Source organism: Sphingobacterium multivorum, from assembly GCF_039511225.1.
Lineage (GTDB): Bacteria > Bacteroidota > Bacteroidia > Sphingobacteriales > Sphingobacteriaceae > Sphingobacterium.
Genome location: NZ_CP154261.1, coordinates 4,403,797 through 4,427,970 on the forward strand (window position 1 = coordinate 4,403,797; position 24,174 = coordinate 4,427,970).

General features: G+C 41.4%; 15 protein-coding genes. 3 read left to right on the top strand and 12 right to left on the bottom strand.

Annotated features, from left to right (window positions below; all coding sequences use genetic code 11):
- Nucleotides 1-49: 49 nt before the first annotated feature.
- The 7 genes from AAH582_RS18295 to AAH582_RS18325 all read right to left on the bottom strand — a co-directional run bounded on the left by AAH582_RS18295 (nucleotide 50) and on the right by AAH582_RS18325 (nucleotide 14,686).
- On the bottom strand, nucleotides 50-601 hold the full coding sequence (locus AAH582_RS18295; RefSeq protein ID WP_343319432.1) for a putative glycolipid-binding domain-containing protein: 552 nt from the start codon (nucleotides 599-601) through the stop codon (nucleotides 50-52).
- 446 nt (nucleotides 602-1,047) lie between these two features.
- Entirely contained in the window at nucleotides 1,048-4,629 is a 3,582-nt protein-coding gene (locus AAH582_RS18300) for a glycoside hydrolase family 2 TIM barrel-domain containing protein (RefSeq protein WP_343319434.1), read from the bottom strand.
- An 86-nt stretch (nucleotides 4,630-4,715) separates the two neighbouring features.
- The gene (locus tag AAH582_RS18305; protein WP_343319436.1) at nucleotides 4,716-6,164 is read right to left on the bottom strand and encodes an alpha-L-fucosidase; all 1,449 of its coding nucleotides are present in this window, start codon (nucleotides 6,162-6,164) and stop codon (nucleotides 4,716-4,718) included.
- A gap of 18 nt (nucleotides 6,165-6,182) precedes the next feature.
- Nucleotides 6,183-7,127 (bottom strand): BT_3987 domain-containing protein, encoded by a 945-nt coding sequence (locus AAH582_RS18310; protein WP_343319437.1) that lies wholly within the window; start codon nucleotides 7,125-7,127, stop codon nucleotides 6,183-6,185.
- Nucleotides 7,128-7,143: 16 nt separating this feature from the next.
- Nucleotides 7,144-8,814, bottom strand: a complete 1,671-nt coding sequence (locus AAH582_RS18315) for a RagB/SusD family nutrient uptake outer membrane protein (RefSeq protein ID WP_343319438.1) — start codon at nucleotides 8,812-8,814, stop codon at nucleotides 7,144-7,146.
- 11 nt (nucleotides 8,815-8,825) lie between these two features.
- Nucleotides 8,826-11,939, bottom strand: coding sequence for a SusC/RagA family TonB-linked outer membrane protein (locus AAH582_RS18320; RefSeq protein ID WP_343319440.1), 3,114 nt, complete (start codon nucleotides 11,937-11,939; stop codon nucleotides 8,826-8,828).
- A 248-nt stretch (nucleotides 11,940-12,187) separates the two neighbouring features.
- Nucleotides 12,188-14,686, bottom strand: coding sequence for a Kelch repeat-containing protein (locus tag AAH582_RS18325; RefSeq protein ID WP_343319442.1), 2,499 nt, complete (start codon nucleotides 14,684-14,686; stop codon nucleotides 12,188-12,190).
- A 305-nt stretch (nucleotides 14,687-14,991) separates the two neighbouring features.
- On the opposite strand from AAH582_RS18325, the gene AAH582_RS18330 reads away from it, so the two are divergent.
- Together AAH582_RS18330 and AAH582_RS18335 are read left to right on the top strand one after the other, a co-directional pair.
- Entirely contained in the window at nucleotides 14,992-15,510 is a 519-nt protein-coding gene (locus tag AAH582_RS18330; RefSeq protein ID WP_112375903.1) for a ferritin-like domain-containing protein, read from the top strand.
- 263 nt (nucleotides 15,511-15,773) lie between these two features.
- On the top strand, nucleotides 15,774-17,972 hold the full coding sequence (locus AAH582_RS18335) for a hypothetical protein (RefSeq protein WP_343319447.1): 2,199 nt from the start codon (nucleotides 15,774-15,776) through the stop codon (nucleotides 17,970-17,972).
- Nucleotides 17,973-18,066: 94 nt separating this feature from the next.
- Here AAH582_RS18335 and AAH582_RS18340 read toward each other — a convergent pair whose 3' ends face one another.
- The 4 genes from AAH582_RS18340 to AAH582_RS18355 form a co-directional block, all read right to left on the bottom strand.
- Nucleotides 18,067-18,648 carry an NAD(P)H-dependent oxidoreductase gene (locus tag AAH582_RS18340; protein WP_046675161.1) on the bottom strand — a complete coding sequence of 194 codons (582 nt, stop codon included), beginning with the start codon at nucleotides 18,646-18,648 and terminating at the stop codon, nucleotides 18,067-18,069.
- Nucleotides 18,649-18,724: 76 nt separating this feature from the next.
- Nucleotides 18,725-19,654 carry a helix-turn-helix domain-containing protein gene (locus tag AAH582_RS18345; RefSeq protein WP_343319450.1) on the bottom strand — a complete coding sequence of 310 codons (930 nt, stop codon included), beginning with the start codon at nucleotides 19,652-19,654 and terminating at the stop codon, nucleotides 18,725-18,727.
- A 15-nt stretch (nucleotides 19,655-19,669) separates the two neighbouring features.
- Nucleotides 19,670-20,743, bottom strand: coding sequence for an ATP-binding protein (locus AAH582_RS18350; protein WP_343319452.1), 1,074 nt, complete (start codon nucleotides 20,741-20,743; stop codon nucleotides 19,670-19,672).
- Between the two features lie 168 nt (nucleotides 20,744-20,911).
- Nucleotides 20,912-21,943, bottom strand: coding sequence for a hypothetical protein (locus AAH582_RS18355; protein ID WP_343319454.1), 1,032 nt, complete (start codon nucleotides 21,941-21,943; stop codon nucleotides 20,912-20,914).
- 548 nt (nucleotides 21,944-22,491) lie between these two features.
- On the opposite strand from AAH582_RS18355, the gene AAH582_RS18360 reads away from it, so the two are divergent.
- Nucleotides 22,492-23,586: a hypothetical protein gene (locus AAH582_RS18360; RefSeq protein WP_343319456.1), complete on the top strand. Its 1,095-nt coding sequence runs from the start codon at nucleotides 22,492-22,494 to the stop codon at nucleotides 23,584-23,586.
- Nucleotides 23,587-23,663: 77 nt separating this feature from the next.
- On the opposite strand, the gene AAH582_RS18365 is transcribed toward AAH582_RS18360, so the two are convergent.
- A complete protein-coding gene (locus AAH582_RS18365; RefSeq protein WP_343319458.1) occupies nucleotides 23,664-24,131 on the bottom strand; it encodes an SMI1/KNR4 family protein in 468 nt (155 codons plus the stop codon).
- Between the last annotated feature and the right edge of the window lie 43 nt (nucleotides 24,132-24,174).

Below are 24,174 nucleotides of genomic sequence, written 5' to 3' on the forward strand. Positions count from 1 at the left end.
AACGCCGGGACCATAAATGGAAGTTCTTCGGAGCTCCGGAAGATGCTTGCTAAATTTCGGCTGTCTTGGTAAATAATCCCGGATAATCGACCACTAAACCCAAATGATCTACTTCAAGGTCGGCCTCAAAATCTTTCGGAACATTCTTGTATTGAAAGGTTAACATGTTCGTTTTCGAATAGTTCTGATGAACTGGTTTTATGCCGTCGTTTAGAATATCAAAATAGAGCACTTTGATATCCGTACTCTCACCGACTTCGAGATTCAAATTATTGATCGGAAGTGTATTGGTAAATGGTGTGAGGGAGATATCAATATAATCAATACCCTGAAAATCGTTTTTAATCGATCCATTTATTTCCCAGTCATTTTTAACTTTATTTCCTTTTATTCTTTTATTAACGCCATTCACTTCATATTCCAAATCAAGACGTTGAACATTCCAATGCTCGTCAATCTTCAAATGATATTCGAGGGTATAGATTTTATCTTCATAATACCCAATAATGTTGGAATCGACCATAAAAAAGCCTCCCTGTTGTGTCAGTTTAAAATATTCGAGGGAATTGTAGATAATGCCCTTCCAAATTAATGTTTTCATCTTTAAAATTTATTTATTGCTAATTTACGCAGAGACCTTATCAAAATTTGTGGCGCATTAAGGCATTTTAAAAAAACTTTTTATTTGGCAAAGCAATAAAGAAGAAAAGGGCGCTATACAACTCCATGTAAAATTTGATATCGAAGAAATTACCGTGGCGGGCGATATTGCGTTTGTTCGCACACAATCACATGGCACGCAGCTGATCCACGCCACGGGACAAAAAACAGAAGAAATTAGTCGCGAGTTTTTCTTAATGAAACGGGAAAATGGCGCGTGGAAAATAGCGCGTTATATGTTCAATCAACCAAAATAGAGGGATTAAAACCTTACACTTAAAACCCTCTCCTGTTGGCATATTATTCAAAGGAGAGGGTTTTAAGTATTCTCATAAAAGCTGAGCGTAGCCAATGCCCAATCTCAGCCATTGCTTTTCCACGCCAATTTTAAGGCAATTTAAGAGGTTCAATTCTAAACGAAAAACCTAAAGTTGCGCTATTGGGTAGTCGATATCTCTCCAGAGGCAAAGGACCACAGCTCGCATTGCCTAATCCCTGCTGAAAACAATCCAAGCTCAAGTAGACTTTGTTTTGCCGGATCTCTTTTAACCTAAAATCATGCTTCGACTCCCAAAGTTGCTGGTCAGTAAAAGGCAAAAGCGAAAACGATAAATCCCCAAAACTTTTGACTCGAAAGCCGTGTCCAGCTCCGTCATGAACTTCCAGCCATCGAAGATCCTCGCGGTTGCCAGTGCTCTGGCTACGTACATAATGTTCGGCAAGAAAATCATCGACATCGGCATGATAAAGACCTATAAACGAAGCGTCTTTTCGGTCACGATAATTCTCAAATGGCCCTCTTCCATACCAGTTTGCACGGTTCAGGCTCGGTGTTAACTGCATACGCAAACCAAGTCGCCGAATAAGCTGCTCATCTATAGGTTTAGAAAATTGGGTTTCGATATCCAATACACCATTACCGTAGAGGGTATACCTTGTTACAGTAGAAATATCAAACGTGGACTCTGCCCGAACAGTAAATTTATTACCCAATTCAAAACGGATAGAACGCTTTGCTGAATCAAAAGCAAAGCTAAACTTCGTTTTCTCCCACTCGGTTGTATAATAATTGAGATCTGTATATTTATCATTATTGATCGCACGGTACCAATTGAGCGCAGGCCCTTGTTGATCTTCAATCATTTCGACACCATCGTATTGAAATGAGGTCATTGTACCACGCTCCGAGCTAAAAATAACATGGAATCTGTTCCCCATGACATGGATATTGTTGCCATGCGCTTCGTAACGAATTGGTTCGACAGCAGTCAGTGCAATCGTCTTGGGATAAGTACGCGCCCGTAATTGAATCTGCTCCGTGGCAAGCACTGCTCCTTTCGTGGCCCAAGACTTGTCGGTGGCCAGCTCAAGACTGAAATTTACCAGATATTCTTTGCCTTGCTGCACATATTTTGCCAGTGGCAAGGTTATCTTCGCAGAATCACCTGGCTTGAGGTTGAGTGCTGGAACCTGGCCTGATGCAATCACTTTTCCCTCCTCCAGCAGTTGCCAGATTAAATGAAAAGCATTCAAATTGGTAAAATTATATTTATTATGGATACTGAAGGCACCTTGCTCAGGGGCTATTCCCTTAATAGCTACGTTTTGGTAGATCTTTTTAACTTCCAATAATTTGGCCGTTACACGCCGATCGGGTGTGGTCAAACCATTATTGGAAAAATCGCCATCGTTTGGCTTATCTCCAAAGTCACCGCCATAGTAATATTCATCGGCCGGTCTGCCCGGTTTGTTCAGTCCTTGATCTACCCAATCCCAAATACAGCCCCCGATCAGACGTTGGGAATTATTTTCGATGTAATCCCAATATTCTTTCAAATTTCCTACAGCATTGCCCATAGCATGTGCGAATTCGCATAGAAAGTAGGGTTTCTGTGGATCGCCTTCTTTATCAAACTGCTCCATACGTTCGAGCGACGGGTACATGTGGGAATCAATATCCGCAATTTCGTTTTTACCCTCATAGTGGATCACACGTCCGGGATCAAGTTCCCGAGCAACTTTGGCTGCCGCACGAAAGTTTCCGCCATCACTACCTTCATTGCCCAGCGACCAAAAAATAACAGCAGGGTGATTACGATCGCGTTGTATCATGCGTCTTATTCTATCATTGAATGCTGGAATCCAATCAGGATTGTTCGCAATACCATGGTTACCGTGATTCTCCAGATCTGCTTCATCCATCACGTACAAACCAAAATAATCGTACATCGCATACATTTTGGAACTATTGGGATAATGACTGGTACGTATGGTATTGATATTGTTCTGCTTCATCATCCTGACATCTTGCAACATGGTTTCGACAGGCACAGCTTTGCCAAACCTGGGATGGATATCATGACGATTGACACCTTTAAAGAATACTTTTTTCCCATTAATAAGAACACGTCCGCCCGCAATCTGTATCGACCTAAAACCATATTTCTGCATGAGGACTTCCTGCTCATTGCCTTTGGCATCCAGGGTACTTAACAGCAAGGTATACAGATAGGGATCTTCCGCCGACCACAGGTGGGGATTGTCGACAACTAGGACTTTGCTATCTGCATCGCCCTTAGGGCCTGCCTGGGCACGTGCAACAAGTTTACCTGACGCATCCAACATCGTGAGAACAAGCTGCTGGTCAGCTGGGGCAATGGACGAATCGCGGGCAAAGATGGCTTGACTACTGAGTTCGACGCGGCTGAGATCTGTCGTTAAAAACCTTGAAGAAAGCCGCCAATCACGGATATGTTCCTGCGGTCTGGCGACCAAATAGACATCCCGGTGTATACCGCTGAGCCGAAACATATCTTGATCCTCAATATAACTGGCATCGGTCCAACGAAAAACCTGCACGGCTATCGTATTGGTGCCTTTACGGACATACTTGCTGATCTCAAACTCCGCATCATTATTTGCTCCCTCGCTATAGCCCACCTTATGCCCATTAACCCAAACATACATACCACTATATACGCCGTCAAAATGAACATAAATTCGCTTTCCTTCCCAGTTTTCATCCAAGGTAAACTGCCGTTTATAAGACCCCACCGGGTTGATCTCCTGCTCATTGGTATAGCCTTTTTGCGGCAGAATAAATGGAGGTTCGTTTTTAAATGGATAGGTGATATTGGTATAAATCGGGGTGCCATATCCCTCCATCTCCCAATTGGAAGGTACGGTGATTTCCTGCCACGCTGCTGTCGAAAAACCTTCTTTGTAGAAATTCATGGGTCTCAGGTTCGGTTCTTTCACCCAATTGAACTTCCACTTGCCATTTAGACTTTGTACCCGTGAGCTTTTAGGAAAAATCCACGGAAACTCAAAATAGGGATCTTCTTTCAGTTTTCCGATCGAAGGAAAAGGATAAAATGTGACGTGTCCTTCTTCCTTGTTGACGGCAAACAACTGTTCATTTTCCCATTCCAGCATGCTTTTCTCACGTACAATTTTCTGCGGCACCACCGTTTCAACAGCGACCAGCTTCCAGACCTGATACGCATTTTTGCGTTGCCCTATCTTTGAGCCATCGGTATCCTTAGTACGTACGGCAATTTCCATTTTTGTTGCCGGATGCGAAATAACCACGCCACCTGTTCCTGTTACCTGAAAACGCCATTGTTGATTGAGGTTACTCCCATTGTAATCCCATTGGATAAGCTCAGCTTTTGTTTCATCGCTGCTCCCATTATTATCGATGGCTTTCCCTACAAAAGGGTTGGTGATGGTATACAGTCCATTGTCCGTCAGACTGATCTTCCAGATCTGTCCTTCATCTTTGTCCTTGGGTGTGTTGAGGTAAATTGGGCTATTATTCTCGGCACTTTGCTTATTGTCCCAAGCCAAACCAAGGGGACTGATTATTTTATAATACTTACTTGTATCCAATTGTTGCCCATAGCTTATCGCAAGATAGTGCGTGCATAGAAAAAGAAAGATGATTTTTTGTATCTGATGGAATGTCATTACTGTTCAATTAGCATGAACAAGACAGGGCCCGATCATGAGAATAGTCCAATGATCGGTAGACCCTATGCTTGCGAATATAACACCTATTTAAATATTTGCGACTGTTTGTAGACACCGAAGGTATGGAGAGCGGCAGGAGCTACGCCTTTCGTAATGCGCAGGCGAACGTACTTGGCCTCAACAGGCGAAAAACGGACGATCCATTTATGGCCGATCGATTGCTTTCCCTTGGTTTCTTTGATGGTATTCCAACGTTTTCCATCTTGGGAGTAATCCACTTCCCAACCGGTCGTACGATGGCCTAGCTCGATGACTTCCTGGATCATCAAGCAATCAAACGCTTTCTTCTCCCCCATTTGAAATGTGATTTCGTCGGTTGTACTTCCCTCATTGGAAGCATAAAATGTCTCTTTTGATCCATCTGTCAGATGCTGAGCTGTATATTTTTCACTGCGTGGATTTTTTGCTTTTATGTTTGCCCCGGCTAAAAGGTTATGTGCAAATGTCTCATCCACTCCTTGTCTCAAACGCACAATGTTGGTCGAGTCAATCGGGGAAAGCTGTCCCCTACGGTCGGGCGGAAGATTGAGCAACAGTACGCTGTTCCTACCCACGGAACTGCAATAAATATCCCAAAGTTCTTTGGTCGTCTTGACCAGCTTATCTTCTTCCTGATGGTAGAACCAGCTCGGACGGATGGATACATCCGTTTCGGCAGGTATGTAAGCATCTCCGCCGAGCTGTCCCTCGTTTAACTGCTTAATATGTGCGGACTCATCGCGGATGCTGAGCGAATCGATGGTAGACCAGCATGGGTCACCGGCATTTCCCGATTCATTGCCTACCCACCTCACATCAGCAAAACGGTAGGAGTTTTTTGTACCAAAGATCACACAGTTTGGCTGCAACTTTCTTACTGTCGCCGCCCAATGGCTATAGACCGGGGTAGTAAGTTCATCAGCCCCCGCACCATCCCACCATGTCTCCCAAATGGGTCCGTAATTGCCCATAAGTTCGCCCAATTGATTGGCATAATACTGTTTATATTTTTCAATCGAATATTCGGGATGAAGATGTTCGTGCCTGTCATGTGGCCCGAGGTAGATACTGGATTTAAGTCCCTGGCGGCTGAATGCTTCCGTGAATTCTCGTATCACATCTCCCTTTCCATTTTTCCAGGGACTATTTTTAAGACTATAGTCGGTATAAGCACTTGGCCATAGGCAGAAACCGTCGGCGTGCTTTGCTGTTAATATACCATTGGTGATTCCGGCTGCTTTCAATGTACTGGCCCACTGCCCGCAGTCCAGTGCTGTCGGATTAAATAATGCGGTACTTGCTTTACCATCACCTTCATTGACAAACTCCTCAAAGGTGTTGAGACCGAAATGGAAAAATACGATAATCTCCTGATTGTACCAGTCGACCTGTCTCTTGTTGGGTGTTAATCCATGGGGTTTGATTTCTTGTGCCTGCACGGCTGAATTGCACAACTGCAATCCGAGTAACATACTACCTAATAGCTTCTTCATAAACGATTGTAACTAAATTTAAAAAAGATTAATTTCTGCGACGTGTGTGGAGGTGCCACCATACACTTCTTTTATATTGACTTTAACGTACCTAGCCTGCTGTTCCTTGGCAAAAAAAGAGCGGAACTCGGTCGCACCCTTCGCTGGCAAATTATCGAAGACGGCTGCTTTGGACCAGCTGATATTATCGTCACTGACCTCAATCTCCATTACTTTAGGCCAGCTGGCGCCAAAATCCCGAGTCACATAAGAAAAGCCCTTGATCGTGGTCTTTTCTCCCAAATCGAGCGTAATAAAATGCGGGGGGCGAGGTTCGTTACCCTGCCATTGCGTATGCCAAAAGGTACCTCGATCGCCATCCAGGGCGTGAGTAGCATGCCCGTTGTTTGCGCCTTCACCATGAAGTTCCTCCGATGAGACCGCCTTTACAGTCCATTTAGCCCTTGATAATAATGGCATCGCCTGCGCATCCAGAGAGCCGGTCACAACATAGACCAGCGTTTGATGGCTGTTATCCTTTACACTACCTGTTACACCGGCAATATGAACAGGCAGAAGATAGGTTTCAAAGGGTTGCATCTTGCCCAGCCCAGTAATACGAAGTGGAATTTTATCGGACACATATTTATTGGCCGGGATCATCACCTTGCTGGGCAATTGATAACTGCTGCTCGGCAAGAGTTTATAATTTTTTCCATTTTTTGCATTGTAATCTTGGACTGCTGCCTCGTCGATACTCAGGTCTACCTGAACGTCATTGTTTATTCCACTTTCTGCAGGAATGGGATATGGACTTACCATAGATAGCGTGAAATAGGCTATTACGGGATTCTCGTTAAGAATTATTTTAAGATCAACGGGATTTGCTGCTCCTGTAATATAGACTTCATTTCCCTTATTTTCCTCCTTTTTGCAGGAAAAAAGAAGAAAAGACAGACATGCGAATAAGATAATCGTTTTCATTGCTGTTATTTTAATTTTACCAACCGGGATTTTGTTTTAGTTTATCGTTTAATGTCAACTGGTCAATTGGCAGTGGCCTTAAATACATCTTGTCGTTCCACTTCCGTTGCGCCAATTGGGGATATACTTTTATCAGGCCATTGGCATCAAGTTCTTTATTAAAACTTGCGTATTGACTTTTCAGCGCATCTGTCACTCGGATCCCCAACACTGTTTTCGGACTCTCAATAAGTTTACCTGCTTTCCAACGCACCAAGTCATCCCAACGGAACCCTTCTCCGACCAATTCTACCGCACGCTCTCTTCTGATCTCTTGAAGTAGAGCTCCTAAACCATAGCCGTAAACGGGCCAGTTTGGATCCTGAAAACCCACATTTTCATTCAGATGGGCCAGAGCTACCCGATCCCGAATCGGATTTATGGTCTGATCCAAGACAGCCTGTGTGCATTGACCAAGTTCGGCTTTGGCCTCAGCATGATTGAGGAGAACCTCCGCATAGCGAAAAATAAAAACATCCAATGTGGACAGCCCCAAATTCCACTGCGCAGGATCTGGTGAGTGGTATTTCATCACATAATACCCTGTGGTACAATATTGCGGATCGATCATGGGTAATTTCCGGTATTGTATGGTACCGTTCTCGAGGTTTTTAAAAGGTAGTTTCGGATTATCAATGGTCTGTAACAATCTTGGGTCTCGATTTTCCAGTTCTGTAACGGGTAGCTGATCACCTTTATATTGCGGACTTAAAGCGATCGGGAATCCATCTTTACATAGGTAAGATTCCACTGCGCTCTTACTCAAGCCTGTGAAACTCTCCTCCAGCTGGCGTGTATTGTTGTGCATCAAAAGTTCGGGCACATAAATTCTTGGCATAATACACTCGGCATTTTTGCTCAGGTCTTCCTGCAAAAAAAGATTGGTATAATCGGTCGCAGGCTGTCCATTATTCCATATTGCATAATTTTTGGAATCGATGATCTGTTGTGATGCAGCGGCAGACTTTTGCAAAAGCTGCTCCCAGCCTGCTATATTCCGGTATTTACGATAGGTTCCTTCGTATAAGCAAACGCGTGACTTAAATGCCAGGGCAGCATACTTATGCAGTTCGCCCGACTTAACCTCTTTGGCAGCAGGTAGATTAGCAATAGCAAAATCCAGGTCTGCAACGATGGAATCGGCAATCACCTGACGCGAGTCTCGCGCCGAAAAGAGTTGTTCTGCATCTATCTGCAAGTCCGTATTCACCCAGGGCAGCTCCCCGAAATTTTTAAGCTTGCCGAAATATTCCCATGCGCGGAAAAATCGCACCATGGCGACACTTTTGTTGATCTTCGCCTGATTGCCCTTGGCTCTATTGTAATTCCTCAAAAAATAATTGCAGGCCCTGATGTTGTACCAATCGCCATTGGACCAACCGCCACCTGAGGTCGGTACTACAGTAGTACCAAAGAGATAACCATTTGGTGAGTTGCTCACATACCAGTCGGACTGGTTGTCTGCCCCTGGGCCCATAGCTCCCGGCAGATTGGTGTAAAATCTGGAAGCATACAGTTCCAGATCCTGATCAGTTTTCCAGAACGAAGGGTCTGAAAGTGCATCCTCAGGATATAACTCCAGTTCATTCTTACATGAACCCATCAGAAAAATGATGGAAAAATAAAGTATCAAATTATTGAATTTCATGATTTTTCGATTTACAAGGTTAAGTTAATACCGAATGAGAAAGATTTAAATAAGGGTGGTTTGCCAAAGTCGACCAGTTCGGGATCATATATATTCAATAGACTGGTCACCGTAAACAAGTTTTCGGCCGTAACATAAACTCTCACCCGTTCAATTTTGGCTTTGGCCAGCAGTTGTTTGGGTAGCGAATACCCTATACTGAGCGTTTTAAGCCTGAGATAGGCTGCGTTTTGAAGATAGCGGGTCTGTGTTTTTCTATTACCATTGGCATTATCATAGCTTGACCGGGGAAAGTATGCATCGGTATTGTCTTCGCGCCAGGCGTCCAACGCGTGTTTAAATGGCACACTCCATTCGCTTGTAAAACCCCAAAATTGATTTCCCCCAGGCATAACATCTCGCTTTCCAATACCTTGAAAAAAGAAATCAAAATCAAAATTTTTCCAGGCCATGTCACCACGAAAGCCAAAAGCATAACGAGGCTCATTATAGCCGATTATTTTTAGGTCACCATGGTCCGCCAGTGTGCCTTTGCCTTCTGAGATCTCACCATCGCCATTCAAGTCTTTATATTTGACATCTCCCGGATGCCATGTCCCGCCGTACACCTTCGATTGATCGGCATGTGCTTTGATCTCTGCTTCGCTCTGGAAAAGTCCTTCGGTTTCGTAGCCCCAGATCTCACCCCAAACCTTGCCAGGATAATGTGACCAAATGCTTCCTTGTGGATTATTGTATCGTGTAATCGTACCCTTATTATCCGATAAGATAGCACTCAGACCATAGGAAAAATCTCCTTTCCGATCCCGCCAGCCTAAAGATAGTTCCCAGCCGATCGTCTTTAGATCTGCGGCATTCGATTGGGGCACGCCGGTACCAAGGATAGCCGGAACAGGCGTACCACTCGTAATCATATCAAGGGTATTGCGGCGGTACCAGTCAAAGCTACCGGTTAAACGATTGTTAAGGATTGCCAAGTCCAATCCAAAGTTAAACTGTCTGATGGTTTCCCAAGTGAGGTTTGGACTGACCAGATCGGGTGGATTCACGCTCGTTATCCGTTTACCATCAACGATATAACCCATTTCACCATTGGTAGACATAACAGGTATATACGGATAATCGCCACCTTGACTTTGTGAGCCTAGGTCACCATAGGAAGCTCTGATTTTCAATTCATTCACAGTAGCTTTCAATCCCTTGAAAAACGCTTCATTGGAAATACGCCAGCCACCGGATATGGATGGGAAAAACACAAAACGCTTATTGGTTGGAAAGCGTGATGAACCGTCGTATCGGCCATTTAATTCAACCAGGTAGCGGTCGTCGTAGTTGTAGTTGATCCGGCCAAAATATCCCATTGTCGCATTGGCTCTTTCACCACTGTTGTTATATTTCTCACCGATGGCCTGTCCGAGCGAAGCCAGATCGTTGCTGATCAGATTGAGACGCTCCGCATTAAACCAGCGGTAAGTTTTCTTTTCATAGTCGTAACCTGCCAAAAATTTGAACTGATGTTTGTCCAGCTTGAGTGCATAATCTGTAAAGGCGCGCACATTTTGATAATAGTTATCGTCATTGGTATATTGAACCCGACTGGGCGTGGTATGCGGATAGACAGTGACGATATCCGGATTTGCGGTCGATTCCAGGATTTCCTTGCCATGATACTTTTTGTTAATGGAATACATATTGAAATTGTAGTCCATATTAACCGTCCAATTTTTCAAGGGTGTCAATGTAAATCCACCGCCAGCCCAGACATCATTTTCCTTATGCTTACGCGTACCGGAGACTTCCTGAAGCGCGACCATGTTTGTCCAGCTGCCTTGTCCTGAAAACGTTCCATCCGGGTGGTAAACGGGCATCAATGGCCGCAAATCTGCCCCATAAAAGCCTTCGTCTAGTCCAAAGGAATTCATCCCGTAGGGGGTATTTCGAAAAGCATGATTATATTTGGTTTTCAGACGGACTTCAAGCCAATTGTTTAGCTGCGCGCTTAGGTTGAGATTGAGATTATAGCGTTGGTACCGATCATCATAATGTTTTAGAAAACCGCCCTGATCCAGTACTCCTGCAGAACCGTAATAATTTACCTTATCCGATTTTCCACTCAGCGATACGCTATGGTTTTGCATCAGCGCAGTTTTCTTTCGTGTCTCCGCAATCCAATCTGTATTACCAGCATAAAGGTATTTATTGGGATTACCGGGATCAAGAAAGACTGGTAGATTATGCCTTGGGTCTGTAAAGTAGGCATACACGTGATCCATATAGTTTTGATCGTAATAGTCGCCCCCCCCAGAATTTTTATTGGTCTCGTTGTGGAAGTTGACAAATTCCCAGGAATTTACATATTGCGGAACACGAAGTGGGCTGTTAACGGACACGTTCGATTGGACCGAAACTTTTGCAGGTCCATCTTTTCCTTTTTTCGTTGTGATCAAAATCACCCCATAAGCAGCCTGCGTACCATAGATGGAAGCAGATGCGGCGTCCTTAAGTACCGTTACACTTTCGACATCCGCCGGGTTAATCATATTTGGATTGACCTGTGCACCGTCCACCAGTATTAAAGGACCACCGCCGTTTACGGAAGTCAATCCACGGACATTAAAGCTACTACCATTGCCGGGAGCACCATTGCCCACACCGACGGTAAGGTTTCCGATAGCGCCCTGAAGACCGCGCCCCAGATTGGTCAATGGACGATCTTCCAGGACTTTCGCATCTACAGATGCTACCGCTCCGGTCAGATTGATTTTCTTTTCCCTTGCATAACCTACCGTCACAATCTCGTCGAGGACTTTAGTCTCCGGTTCCAGTTGAACGGTGTAAACTTCTTGGCCATTCAAGCTGAGCCGTGTCTCCTTAAAGCCTATTAAAGTAAAACGCAAAGCACCGGTGGCCTTAGTATTGACCTCAATCTGAAAATTTCCATTAGCATCGCTTTTGGTAGCATTTCTGCTTCCTTCATAATAGATACTAACTCCTTCAAGGCTATTATGCTGCATGTCGGTAATTTTACCACGAATAACAACCTGCTGCATGTTATTAACATAATTCTTTAGTTCGGTGGCGCTGCTTTGCTGACCATGAAAACTTCCGAGAAGAATTGCTGCCATAAAACAGACTTTTCTTCTGGAAAATGAGAACCGATTAAAATGGCTAATCGAGTAATCCAAAAAAGGTAAATTTTTGATCATTGTTTGTCATATTAGAATGTATAATTGGTAAATCTTGCAGCGGTGCAAATCGCTGTTTTGATAGCACCGAAATTAAGTGCATTCTACTATTTTGACGATTAATGATGGGTTAATAGTGGGTTAATGCCACAAAAAAAAGCATTAACCGCCACAGAAATGAAGATTAGCTAATTCAACTTACCGTCATAGGGTTGATGGTAAGTTGCCAGGTAAAGTTCTTTAAATCGGTTCAGCGTTTTTTGGTATTCCGAGAAAAGGTTATGGGCCGCCAATGATTTTAGGTACAACCTAATAATCGTCTCGTCCAATGGGAAAAGCTCGTGAAAAGTCTTCAAAGCGGTCATGTGATTCGTGCTTTTGTTTTTAATTTCTGCTGCCCAATAAGGCACCCAATGCTGCAGGACATTTTCTTTCCAATCATTGAGCAAGATGTTTGTATACTCCTCAGAGAATTCCAAAAGGAATTCTCCCCGATGCAATAGCTGTAAAAGCAAAATTTCGTTACTACTATTTCCCTCTTGCCTTAGCAACTGATCTATTTCCAAAAGATCGCAGAAAAAATTGTCTTGACACTGGACCTTAAAGAGCCCCTCTTCAAAAATAATTTGTATACCGTCTATTCCCGAAATTGCTTTTCGCAATTGATTTAGCGTAACGCCGCGTAAGTTCTTCACGGAATACTCGTCCCTTCCGGGCCAAAGAATTTGACTTAATTGTGTGGATGAAATCCCCTGTCGGCCTTTAAAGGCTGCCAAAATCAAGAAAATATTTTTGAGACGCTGGCTAAATAAGTGTGTAATTACACGTCCTTTGGAATCGTAGGCTGCAAAATGTCCAATAAAATAGATACTATTTGCTGTTCGCTCAGTCACAACAGGTAAAGAAGTTAATGGCACTTCCGCCGCGAAGGCCTTTGCCTCGTTTGCAGTCTTTACTTTCACCGCTGATGCGCCCTTCTTTTTAGACCAGAATTTAAGATACAACAGGATAGCGATAGCTCCAAATAAACTGAGAAGGATAATCCATTTCTTATAATGGCCTGTAGAATTTATGGAACCTAAAAGCTGTTCTAGACTGTAGGCTGGATAATTTAATGAATAAACGGAAATCTTTGCTCCCCCACTATCCTCGAAGACCTGAGTCGTGACAATAAACTTCTTTTGTTCCGGATTGTAGAAGAGATTGAGATTCGTGGTAATCATATCGGAACGAAATGGAATGCTATCACCGACCATCTTGTAGGTCATTTGTTTCAGGTCAAACTGCACCAGCTGCGCAAAGCTGTTTGGTTCATATTCGGGATAGCAAAGGCCATAAACATTGCTATCATTCATGTAGATCAGGTTTCTGGCAAAGACCATATCCTTGTTTTTCCATGCTATCTTTCCGAGTGACCGAATCTTCTTATTGGCTAAATCAACTTTAAAAAAGTCGTAATAATAGGTACGCCCAAGTGTCTGGTCGCCCGAAGCATTTCCTATCCCTCCAAAGAGCAGCATCTCTTTGCTTCCTGGTATCTTCCCCCAGGAAGAATAAAATCTGGGTGTAGGAAGCTCTCCAGTAAAATCAAGTTTTTCCCAACCTTGACTCTTCAACCGGTAGAATTCGTTAAAATACTGCTGATTGCCATAACCACCAAATGTATACAGCGAAGAATCGGCACTGTCGGCCCAATGTGTATGCTGGTGCATCTGCCGTCCAATCCCACCAACAAGAGCAGGAGACCATCTTTTTGTGTTTAGATGGAGATATGTGAGGGTCGGTTCCTTACTGGAGGAGGCTATTTCATAAGCCGCAAGCGTATTGCCTTGCATTGGGAGTATCATTCCCAGACTCCAATTATTAAGTGGAAAAGTATTGGCATACGCTTCGGCAATCAAAGTTTCGTCTTCTAGACTGAATCTACGGAGCGAATCCTTTGCAATGAAATACAAAGCATTGGATGGATGATATGCGATACCTGCGGTGTTGGGAGTTTGAAACTGCAGTAGTTTTTTCCAATGATAGGCATCTTTTATCAGCCAGACTGGATTTTTAATGGCACCTACTTTTTCCGATTTTTGATCATGGACAATTGTACCCTCGTGTTCATCAAATCCAAAGAAAAAGGCTTTTTTTGTATTATAAATTTTAAGGTCCCGGAGCGAAAAGGAAGGAACATCAACGGAACTGGGATTCAGTCCGAAAATCGGTTTGGGCGAGAACGTTCGTTCTGCAAAATTATAATTAGATTCACCCCGAACCTTCCCTATTGTCAAAGATATCTTCTTCCGGAGTGCATCGAACTTTAAATTGAATGGAATCCACACATTTTTTTTTAACTGGTTCTGATCCAATTCCAAACTTATCAGATTTAGGGCTCCTTCTTTATTTAGCGTAAACCGGCTCCGTCCATTCCCTAAATTATTATAAATAAGACTTATGGGCATCCGCTCGTTTTCATCCTGATAATAGCATATATACCCAAAATGTCTGAGATCCTGAAACGATAGTTCAAAATCAATGGATAAATTACCTGAAAACTGAGGTGTTATATATTCAAAAACATGAAGAGATGGCCTTTTTTCTATTAAGATACCACTACCCTGAAATTTTAAACCTTGACCTGAAAGTTGATAACAACATAACCACAGTAGGTTGATAAAAAAAATCAAAATTGACTTCATGCAGAAATTCAGTATTGTTAAATAGCTATTGGTTATCTGTTAATACCGTAAATGTACATATATTTCTTATTTTAGGGAAAACAGGCAACAGAATATTAACGGTTGAAGTGGGTCAAACTTAATAATCAACAATAATTACATCGGATGATCCAGCACACTGAAAAAAATTAGGAATAGTTGATCCCCGGCAAAACGTTCTAGACCTTTTCCAATAATTGTACTCCCGAATTGACAAAACGGAAATCAAAATTAAGAATTTTTAAAAACGATCTTCATCTGACTCATGTCCATCTCTAAAAAGAATTATGGCAAAATCGAATCAAAATCAGCAACAAATGCCAAACGAGCATTTACATGAGTTATTTGTAGACGAATTAAAAGATATTTTAGGCGCGGAGAAACAGCTTTTAAAAGGTTTAAAGAAAATGAGCAAAGCCGCAGAAGACGAACAATTAAAACAAGCATTTGAGGAGCACCACAGCCAAACTGAAGGACAGATCGAGCGGCTTAAAGAAGTATTTGGAGCGTTGGGCATTGCTGCCCGCGGGAAAAAATGTAAAGCTATGGAAGGTCTGCTGGAGGAAGCTGATGAAATCATCGAAAATTTTGAAGGCGATCCAGCACTAGATGCCGCACTCATTTCTGCAGCCCAAAAAGTTGAACATTATGAAATCGCCAGCTATGGTTGCCTTGTCACATTTGCAAAATTAATGAACCATACTGAAGCCGAGCAATTGCTTCAACAAACACTTGATGAGGAAAAGCAAACCGATACATTACTCACAGAAATAGCCGTCTCGTCAGTAAACGAGTCAGCGTCATAAGTTAATAAATGCCCGGCAATCCGGGCATTTATTATACCTGTGCAATCGTCCATTGAGGTATCTTTGGCAAAACACATCCTATCCCTAGCCACAATCACTTTATTTTCTTCAAAGCTTAGTTATTCCTTTCATCAGCCTAATTGAAAAACAGGACAAACACGTTTTCACCGTAGTTGTACCATAAACATCAATTGTTAAAACGATTGTTACCTTGCTTCTCTTCCTATAAGGAGACAAGCACATTATACAGTTAAGAAATTAGCATGATGATAAATCCCGTCACTCCTTGGACAGCAACGGTCCAGGCTGATATAGCAGATTCTACGTCTATTTTTGAAATAGACCTAAAAACATACAGACTCAAAATTCATAATGCAGGCGATTCGATTTGGCTCGTGGTTATCTGGCCAACGGGCGCTAGCATAGCCTTTAGACTGGCCTTTGGGATGAATAGCAGATTTGAAAAGGTGACGATCTCCGAAGCTCCCGATGAGATCCTTATCACTGCTTCTACTAGGTTAGCCTATTATCGAATCATTGTCTTCTTTCCCGAAAGTCTGCGCGCCACCTTTCGTTATACCACGACCTTGCGAACGAAATTACCGCTTCTTATCCCGTTTTGGCCCCGCGATATTGTTCCCTTGGCTAAAGGTGGAAATACTGAAAATACAGTGGGAAAAATACATGCCAAACAGGTAGGATCCCGGTCAGGACAGCTTTATTTTAGTATGACAAAGCCAAAAGCCGGTTCGGTGTTCTATTTTCAGAATCTCACAGCCATGTCTCCCTATTGCCAAGAAACAGAAGTATCACTCCGGGAAACTGTCGGCGGTGAATGGCCAGAACTGGGGTTCCAGTTTCCTGTAAACGCTGAAAAACCATTGCCTGCCAATAAAGAATACATCATTTCGGATGCTTTTGTACAGCTCGATGAAAAGATTCCCGAAAGTGACGTCGAGGTCGTTGAAAGTTACCTCGATTCACTGGCATCAATATACCTCCTCCTTCCTAAGCCTGAAGCCAGCCAACATAATTGGCTGCAGTCGGCTGAAAAGATCCTGGATAATATTTCGAACAACAAAGGTTGCTGGACACAAACAGACGGCAGTCCTTATCTGAATGCTTATGTGGGCGACTACAAAACGCCTGCAGAAATCATGGTGCAGCTTGCCGTCATACTCCCATTGCATGAGTATCTTACCTGGACCGGAGAGCAGCACCCTTTGTTGCAGGAACTCTCTGATGGACTCACCTCATTTTATGATAAGTCTATAAAGAGTTTAGTCAGGTGGCACCCTTCGTTAAAAGATGACTTGGATCATTCCGAAGAGCAAAAGAGTGAGATGGTAATGGACTCCTGGTATCTACATCACCCCTTGTTAAACCTCGCCAGGCTTGCATTGCGGGGCGACAAGATGGCTGAAAAACTATTTTTGGATTCGATAGATTATGCGATAAAGGTTGCCAAACATTTTAACTATCAATGGCCTGTCTTTTATAAGATAACCACCTTGGAGGTATTAAAACCCGAAACGGCTCCGGGTAAAGGCGGTGAAAAAGATGTCCCAGGATCATATGCACACGTTATGCTCCTGGCCTGGCAGCTGACCAAAGAAAAACGATTTTTTCTGGAAGCAAGCAGAGCACTTAAAAGTTTAGACGGTCTGGCCTTTGATATATTTTATCAGGCCAACAATACGGCATTTGCTGCGGGGGCCTTTTTGGAGATGTATAAGGTGACCGACGATGAGCATTACCTAAAACTAAGCTATTGCTGCCTTGCCGGCATATTTAAAAACTGTCAATTGTGGGACTGCAATTATGGTTACGGCAAAAATTTTCCTTATTTTTTTTCTGTTTTTCCCTTGAAAGATGCCCCCTATACCGCGGCATACGAAGAGCTGGAAGTATTTGCTGCCCTGCATCATTATCTTGAGGTGGCAGCAGGAATGGCTATTCTTCCATCGCTAAAAATATTGATCCCTGAATTTATCAAGTATGCTGCGGGCCGACTCGCCTACTATTACCCTCCGCTACTTCCGACAGAAATGATTGCCGAAAAAACCAAAACGGGTGAGATACAAAAAGACCTATGGATTCCACTTGAAGACATACATGATGGCTGGGAGAAAAGCGGTGAAGTCGGCCAGGAAGTATATGGCGCCGGACTGGCCTTTGGTATCATACCACGACAATATTTTAAAGTGGGCAATTGGGGTGGAATAGTTTTTATAAATTACCCAATTTTAAACTTTCGAGCCGGCAAAGATTCAGTCACTTTCCGATTGGAGGGCAGTGATCTGTTCCGGGCACAAATGAGGCTTTTAGGCTTTTCTAGGGAAGTATTAACCAAAATAAGCGTAGAACAAAAAGTTAAATCATCATATAAACCTGTGCATTCAAGTCGTATTGGTTTTTACGAATTAGCCGGAGCTGGGATGGTTAGAATAACAAGAAAATAGATGAACAAAAAAGTTGATAGCATATCCGACCAAGATCACTTCCGTCCTCCCAAGAAGTTAATATAGCTGAAATTAACTTCTTGGTAAAAGGACTTTATCGAACCAAGGAATAAGCATCAACGATTTCCATTTTCCATGCTTCTATTGTTTCTGCTGCTGCACGGTCGGCACGGTCAAAGAATAAATGGCACTTCACATCGAAGCCACAATAGGTATAGATACCTCTGTCGGAGGTCAGTATTAGCGCCTTATCCATTTCTATTTCCTGATATTCAGCCTTGGATTTTCCATGTGAATTGATAATGTAGGCGGTCTTACCGGCCAACAGTCCTTTTTGTACTCCATTATCGTACCTATAGGCAAATCCGTAGCTGAATACCCTATCGATATACCCTTTCATCATAGCCGGCATACCTGTCCACCATATCGGATAAATAAAGGTAACAGCTTCAGCCCAGGCAATATGTTGCTGTTCCTTTCTAATTGCTTCGCTTACGATGCCCCTGCGTTGTCCGTCCATATCTTCAAGGGACAGCACAGGTTCGAAATTAAGCTGATACAGATCCCTGACTACAACTTCGTTCTTTTGTTGCAGGAGTGTTTCTTCAATGGTTTGCTTGAATAAGTGATTTAAACTTGCCGTATTTGGATGGGCATAAATAATAAGATGTTTCATTTTTTTTGTTTTAAGTAATTGAATAAAACAAAAGTAGCATGAAAGCAAACGGAAAAATTGTAAGAAAACGAAAAGGCTATTCTCCTGAAGCCCGGCAGATATCTTGCTGAAATCGCACAAAATTTCTTGGGGAAAGATTGATAAAATGCTTAAAATCCCGGATAAGCTGGCTTTGGTCATAATATCCACATTCAGCTATAATTTCAAACCAGTCCACTTTTTTCGATGATAAAAGAACATGCTGTATCAGTTCAATTGCTTTTACAAAACGCTGGTATCGACTAAGCTCTTTGGAGCTATAGCCAAAATGCTTTTTTTGCGTCAATTGCACATTTCTTTCAGTTTGCCCGGTTTCTTCGGCAATGGTCTTGACTGGATTGCGTGAACTGTCTTTAAAATTAGCCAATAAAGCCGCGGTGCTATGCTGTGATTTTAAATAGGGTCTGCAAAAATCGAGAATGCAGTTTACTCGGTCTGATACACTTGTCATACCGTTCAGCTGATGCCACAGGTAGCTAAAACAATTTTCACCCATAACTTCATCTGGGTTTATTGGCAAATGGTCTGAAAGAAATGCCTTTCCAAAAAAACGATAAAACGCATCGCCCTTGAAATTAACCACTAAAATTTGTGATCCGGGGAGAAGTGTATATTCAAAGGCAGATTTTAAGGGACCTAGTACGATGCATTTGTCCACCTCGATTTCATTTTTGGCATCAGAAACCAATCGGACTATTGTACCAAAGTTGAACACCATAATAGTCTGAAAAGACGGCAACAATGTTTTCGTTAGGGCAGTTGCTGAATTGTTCTCTGCAAAATAAAAATGAGAAAACACCGTTTCAAATTCGCTTGCAATGGAAAGCCTGTAACTACGATATGTCTGTTCGTCTGCTTTCATGATTTGTGGCATCCATATTAAAACTGTTGATCTTTTGCTACTGCTATTTTGGTGTTTCTCCTCTAATCTACGAACAAATTCAACATGATCAATTAAATCAATCATTTCCGAAGCTCAAACCTAATCTTGCTTCAAAAATATCTTTATTTCTGTTCCATGCCCAGGCTCACTTATTAAGTCGATCTTCCCACCAGCTTGTGTCACAATCGTATTGACCAAATATAGACCTACGCCAGATCCATCGACCATTTTGGTTGCGCGTTTAAATTTCTCAAAAATCGTCTGCTGCACTTCTGGCCCCATGCCTATCCCATTATCCTTTACAGAAATAACGACATAGCCATCTTCCTTGAAAGATCGCACTTGAATTTCCGGAGACTGTGACTTTGGTGTATATTTAATCGCATTATTCGTCAGATTATAGAGCACACTACGCAACTTACGCCGTACGAAAGTAAATTCCGAAACTTTTAAATCCTGTCGGATGATTGCATCGGTCTCTATCAGCTGCGGTGCTAAACTCAACCGCACGTCTTCTAGAATATTTGGAAGATCGATCAGTTCAGTTGATGCCTGATACTTCTGCTTTTCCCAACGACTTTCAGTCAGATCATCTATTATTTTTTTTATTTCGACCAAACTTTTCTCATGGTTTTGCATTAAGGGCAAGAATTTCGCTGAATTTTTATCCTTAAATTCCTTCATTAACCCAAATGTAAGTTTGAGCACCAATAATGGATTTTTGATATCATGGGCTATTGTATCGAGCAGCAACTCATGTTCCAGAACAAGCCGTTCTTGTTCTTTAAGATCCTTTACTCTTGGCGTAATATCCACAAATGTAATAATGACTCCATTCGTCCGGTTTTCATTACGGACATGATAAGGGAGTATATTCATCTGGTACCACTTTAAATCTGTAGTCTGTATTTCTTTCTCCAAGATTTTACCTGTCGCTATCACCGTGTTTATATTGCTGATAAAGGTCGGGAACCTAAAATTTTCTTTAATATCCTCTAGCGGCATTCCTATGAATTCGGATTTAAGATCAAACTGCTTCATCGCCGGTGGAGTGAACTTTCTTAAAATTAAGTTAGCATCAACGAATAACTGCGGGATAATGGTATTGCTAAAATAGTTTTCCAGGTCTTCGTTGAGTTGAGTTAAGTCACTAATTTTCTTGTTTTTATTCATAGAATATCAAATATCTTATGAATAAAAACAAGAAAAAAACAGATATTGTTTTGCGGTATTAAAGCTCAAAACCGTAATTTGGGTCCATCTAAAAATTTTTAAATTCATTTTAAACAGCAATAGGCTCGAGGGGAGATTTACATCCATTATAGAAATGCAACCATTGCATCAGTAAAAACTGTAGGTTACCTTTAAAGTGCGATCTTCAAAATAATCAGCCTTTGTAGCAGCCGATTTCCGCTGTATGGAGATCAAAAAACCTTTTTCATCGTAGACCATTCCCAGCTCGCTTACTTTTCGTCCATTCCAAATATCTTCCATCAGTTTCAGGTTTCGGTTTTGGTCATAAACATACTTTTCGGTTTTTGGATCAAGGGAAGCCGGTGCATCGCTGAGTTGTAATAAAAGTCCGTCCTTGAATTGATATAATTCCGATGGTGTTTTCTTGACCGCACAGCCATGATGTATAAACAGCACTGCCGGATGTCCTTTTAGATAGTAATATGTCTTTTTTTGATAACAAGTATCTGAATTACCACTATTTTTACTAAAATTGAAATATTCGGTACGTTCTTCCGCCTCGAATTCATTTTCGGTATAGTAACGATATTGCAAAGATGAAAAATCATTATTAGCCGTCATTTTCTTCCAAAGGCTTTCGTCCGGGAACGTACCCTTTAAAATCATGTTGTCCACTCCACGAACCTGCTCTCCCTGCCAGTCATTGTTGTGTGACCTATTTGGCATTTGGGCATTCAATGTGAAGGTTCGGATGATATCAACTTTGTTATTTTTATTGTATTGATAACTACTGACTTTTACAATGCCATTGGAATAATCTATTCTTGCTTTTTTATCGGTGAGACCATGTAAATTATAAGAGTATCTGGTATAGAAAGCGGTATCAACGTTTTCGTTATTATATCGTATGCTCGTCATACTTACGATCATACCGTCTGGATTAAAATTGTAAATATATTTCATCCCAATCTTCTCTTCGCTCTGAAGCAGAATACGCATTACTTTATTGCTTTTCATAAAAGTAGGATTGAATGAAAAAACAGTTTTTGTAAAATAATCGTCGTCTTCCAAGGGTGCAACGTTATAGAATGGTAGTCCCTGAGCCTTTCCTACAGTCCCAATACCCATAAACAACATAAGGGTTAAGCAATAGCAAAGATTATGTTTCGTGTATATCATAAAGAAGAATTTTTGTTCCTTTAAATCGGAGGGGCGGAAAGATGTCTTTTCCGACCACAGCCACTCCCAAACTAGTTCATCACTTTTATTTATTACTTAAGTTAGTCAATCAATTCATCATTTTTTGAAAACCGAGTTTTTTCTCCTCTCAGCCTAATATATAGACCATCATTAAAGGGAAAGGACTTGGGAATCTTTCCAGATTTGCCCAGCAAGCTTCAATTGGTACCGATGTTCTAATATAGCAGCAGAATATTCATATTAAAAAAACTGCAGTCTGAATTTTGTCAACGAAATAATTGAATAAAATTAATTATATTCAATTATCCAAACGACACTGAAAAAAAGACCTTATTCCATTTTTCGTTAGTAACAGTTAAGCCTATTCAAGAACTTATGAAACGATTGATATAGACAAGCTACATCCCGTATCAAAAACGGAGAATATCAATAGACAAAACATCTTAAGAACTGATTTTGAAACTCTTACTAAGTTCTATGAGATCTGTAAAAAGAAAAAAATATCTGAACGAGAAGTTTCGTTCTTAATGGGTAAGACCGACAAATATTTCCAAGGGTGCCTCAACCTGTTTTTTAAAAGTGCTATTAAACCTGAATTTCTAGCTATTCTTCCTGCCATTACTTCAAAAGACATTCAAAAAATTATATCAAATGACATCGCCCTAAAAGAAACGATCGATATTCATGGTGCTTATAAACAACAGAAAAACGAATTTTCAGTTTCCGATTATTATAAATTCACTGTAACTTATCAAGATGGAACCACTAAAAACTATCGGTGGAAAATAGAAATTACGAGGGGATCAAGGTCTAAAGTAAATCCAGAACTATTTGAGATATTGAAAAAATTAATCTCGCGCCATTACTTTCACAAGCCAAAATTTGCATTCAATATCTATATGACACTCAAATCGAGGTTTAAAAATGCTTTCAGTCCATTAGAGCTACAAATTGCGCTTTCGAAACTAACCAATAAAAGGACCAATCCAGCATTTTCTTTGCAAGAGGGTATCGATAATACGAGGACTACCTATAGCAAGATATTGACCCAAAGCGAAAAGTTTCTGGAACATTGTCAAGACTACATGATCTGGATTTTGAGCTATGTGCCATTAGATTCAACCTCGAGCAAATATTTCATCTGGTATGAAGATACCGACGAAAATGATAAGCTGCTAACCTCGCAGGATGGAAAAGTGCTACTCTCCTCTTCTATAGAAGAATTGCTGACTTTGTTGAAGAGTAATGAAGATAGCTTTAAAGTACCTGCTAATTTAGAAGCATGGTTGTCCGGTATGGAAGACTTACCTCCTATCAAGTCGACCACATATTCTCCCAAGGAAATTATTGACGGCTTTGAGGTAGATGCTGTTTCTGTAGATACGCTCGGTTATTTTGTAGACTTTTACAATTTAGCTGGTGATCTGGGCTATCAAGATGAACGATTCGACGCTCTTCTCGAATTTCGGAAGGTTGGAGAACTTACAAAAGTCTGGGATTATTTTTGCAACAACCACCTTTTCAAGGCCAGGAGACATAAGGAACTCTCTTTCGATAAGGCAAAGTTTATTGTTGATTTTAAGAAATTGGTGGGAAAATTTGAGAGATTACTGCTTGGATAAAAGATTGTGCAACTACAGGCAGGCTTCACACTCACTTAGCTTCTTTTTAACATCAGACCAAAACTCTTACAATGCTTTTAAATCCTTATCAGGTCAGAATCATAGATATATTCTTCTAAAAATTTCGAAAATGTATTACCTATGATTTTATAGTCCCCTCCACAGAATACGTAGACCTCGTTTTCTTTTTTTAATTCCGTATAAAGTCTTATTGCATAAACATATAGGTTAAACTGATAATTTGCAAAAACATACAGCTCTCCTGGAGAAGAAATTATATTTAATAATTCTCTATAATTCGGTATTCCCTTCCAGTTCTCAAATTCTTCATTTATAGTTTTAACCTTATTCAATGCATAAAATTCATAAAGGGTATCCGTATATTCAGATCCAGTTCCATTTAAAACATTAAAGTATTTAATCAAGTCAGGCGGTAGTACAATATTATTGGTCTTCTGAAAGGATATCAATTCGTTATTCCTAACTGGTATAAATGTTTTTATACCTTCTCTTTTCCATTTATTTTGTAATAATTCGAGCAACATCGTTATTTTTCTAACACTTTATTAATTAATGCACCAAACTAAT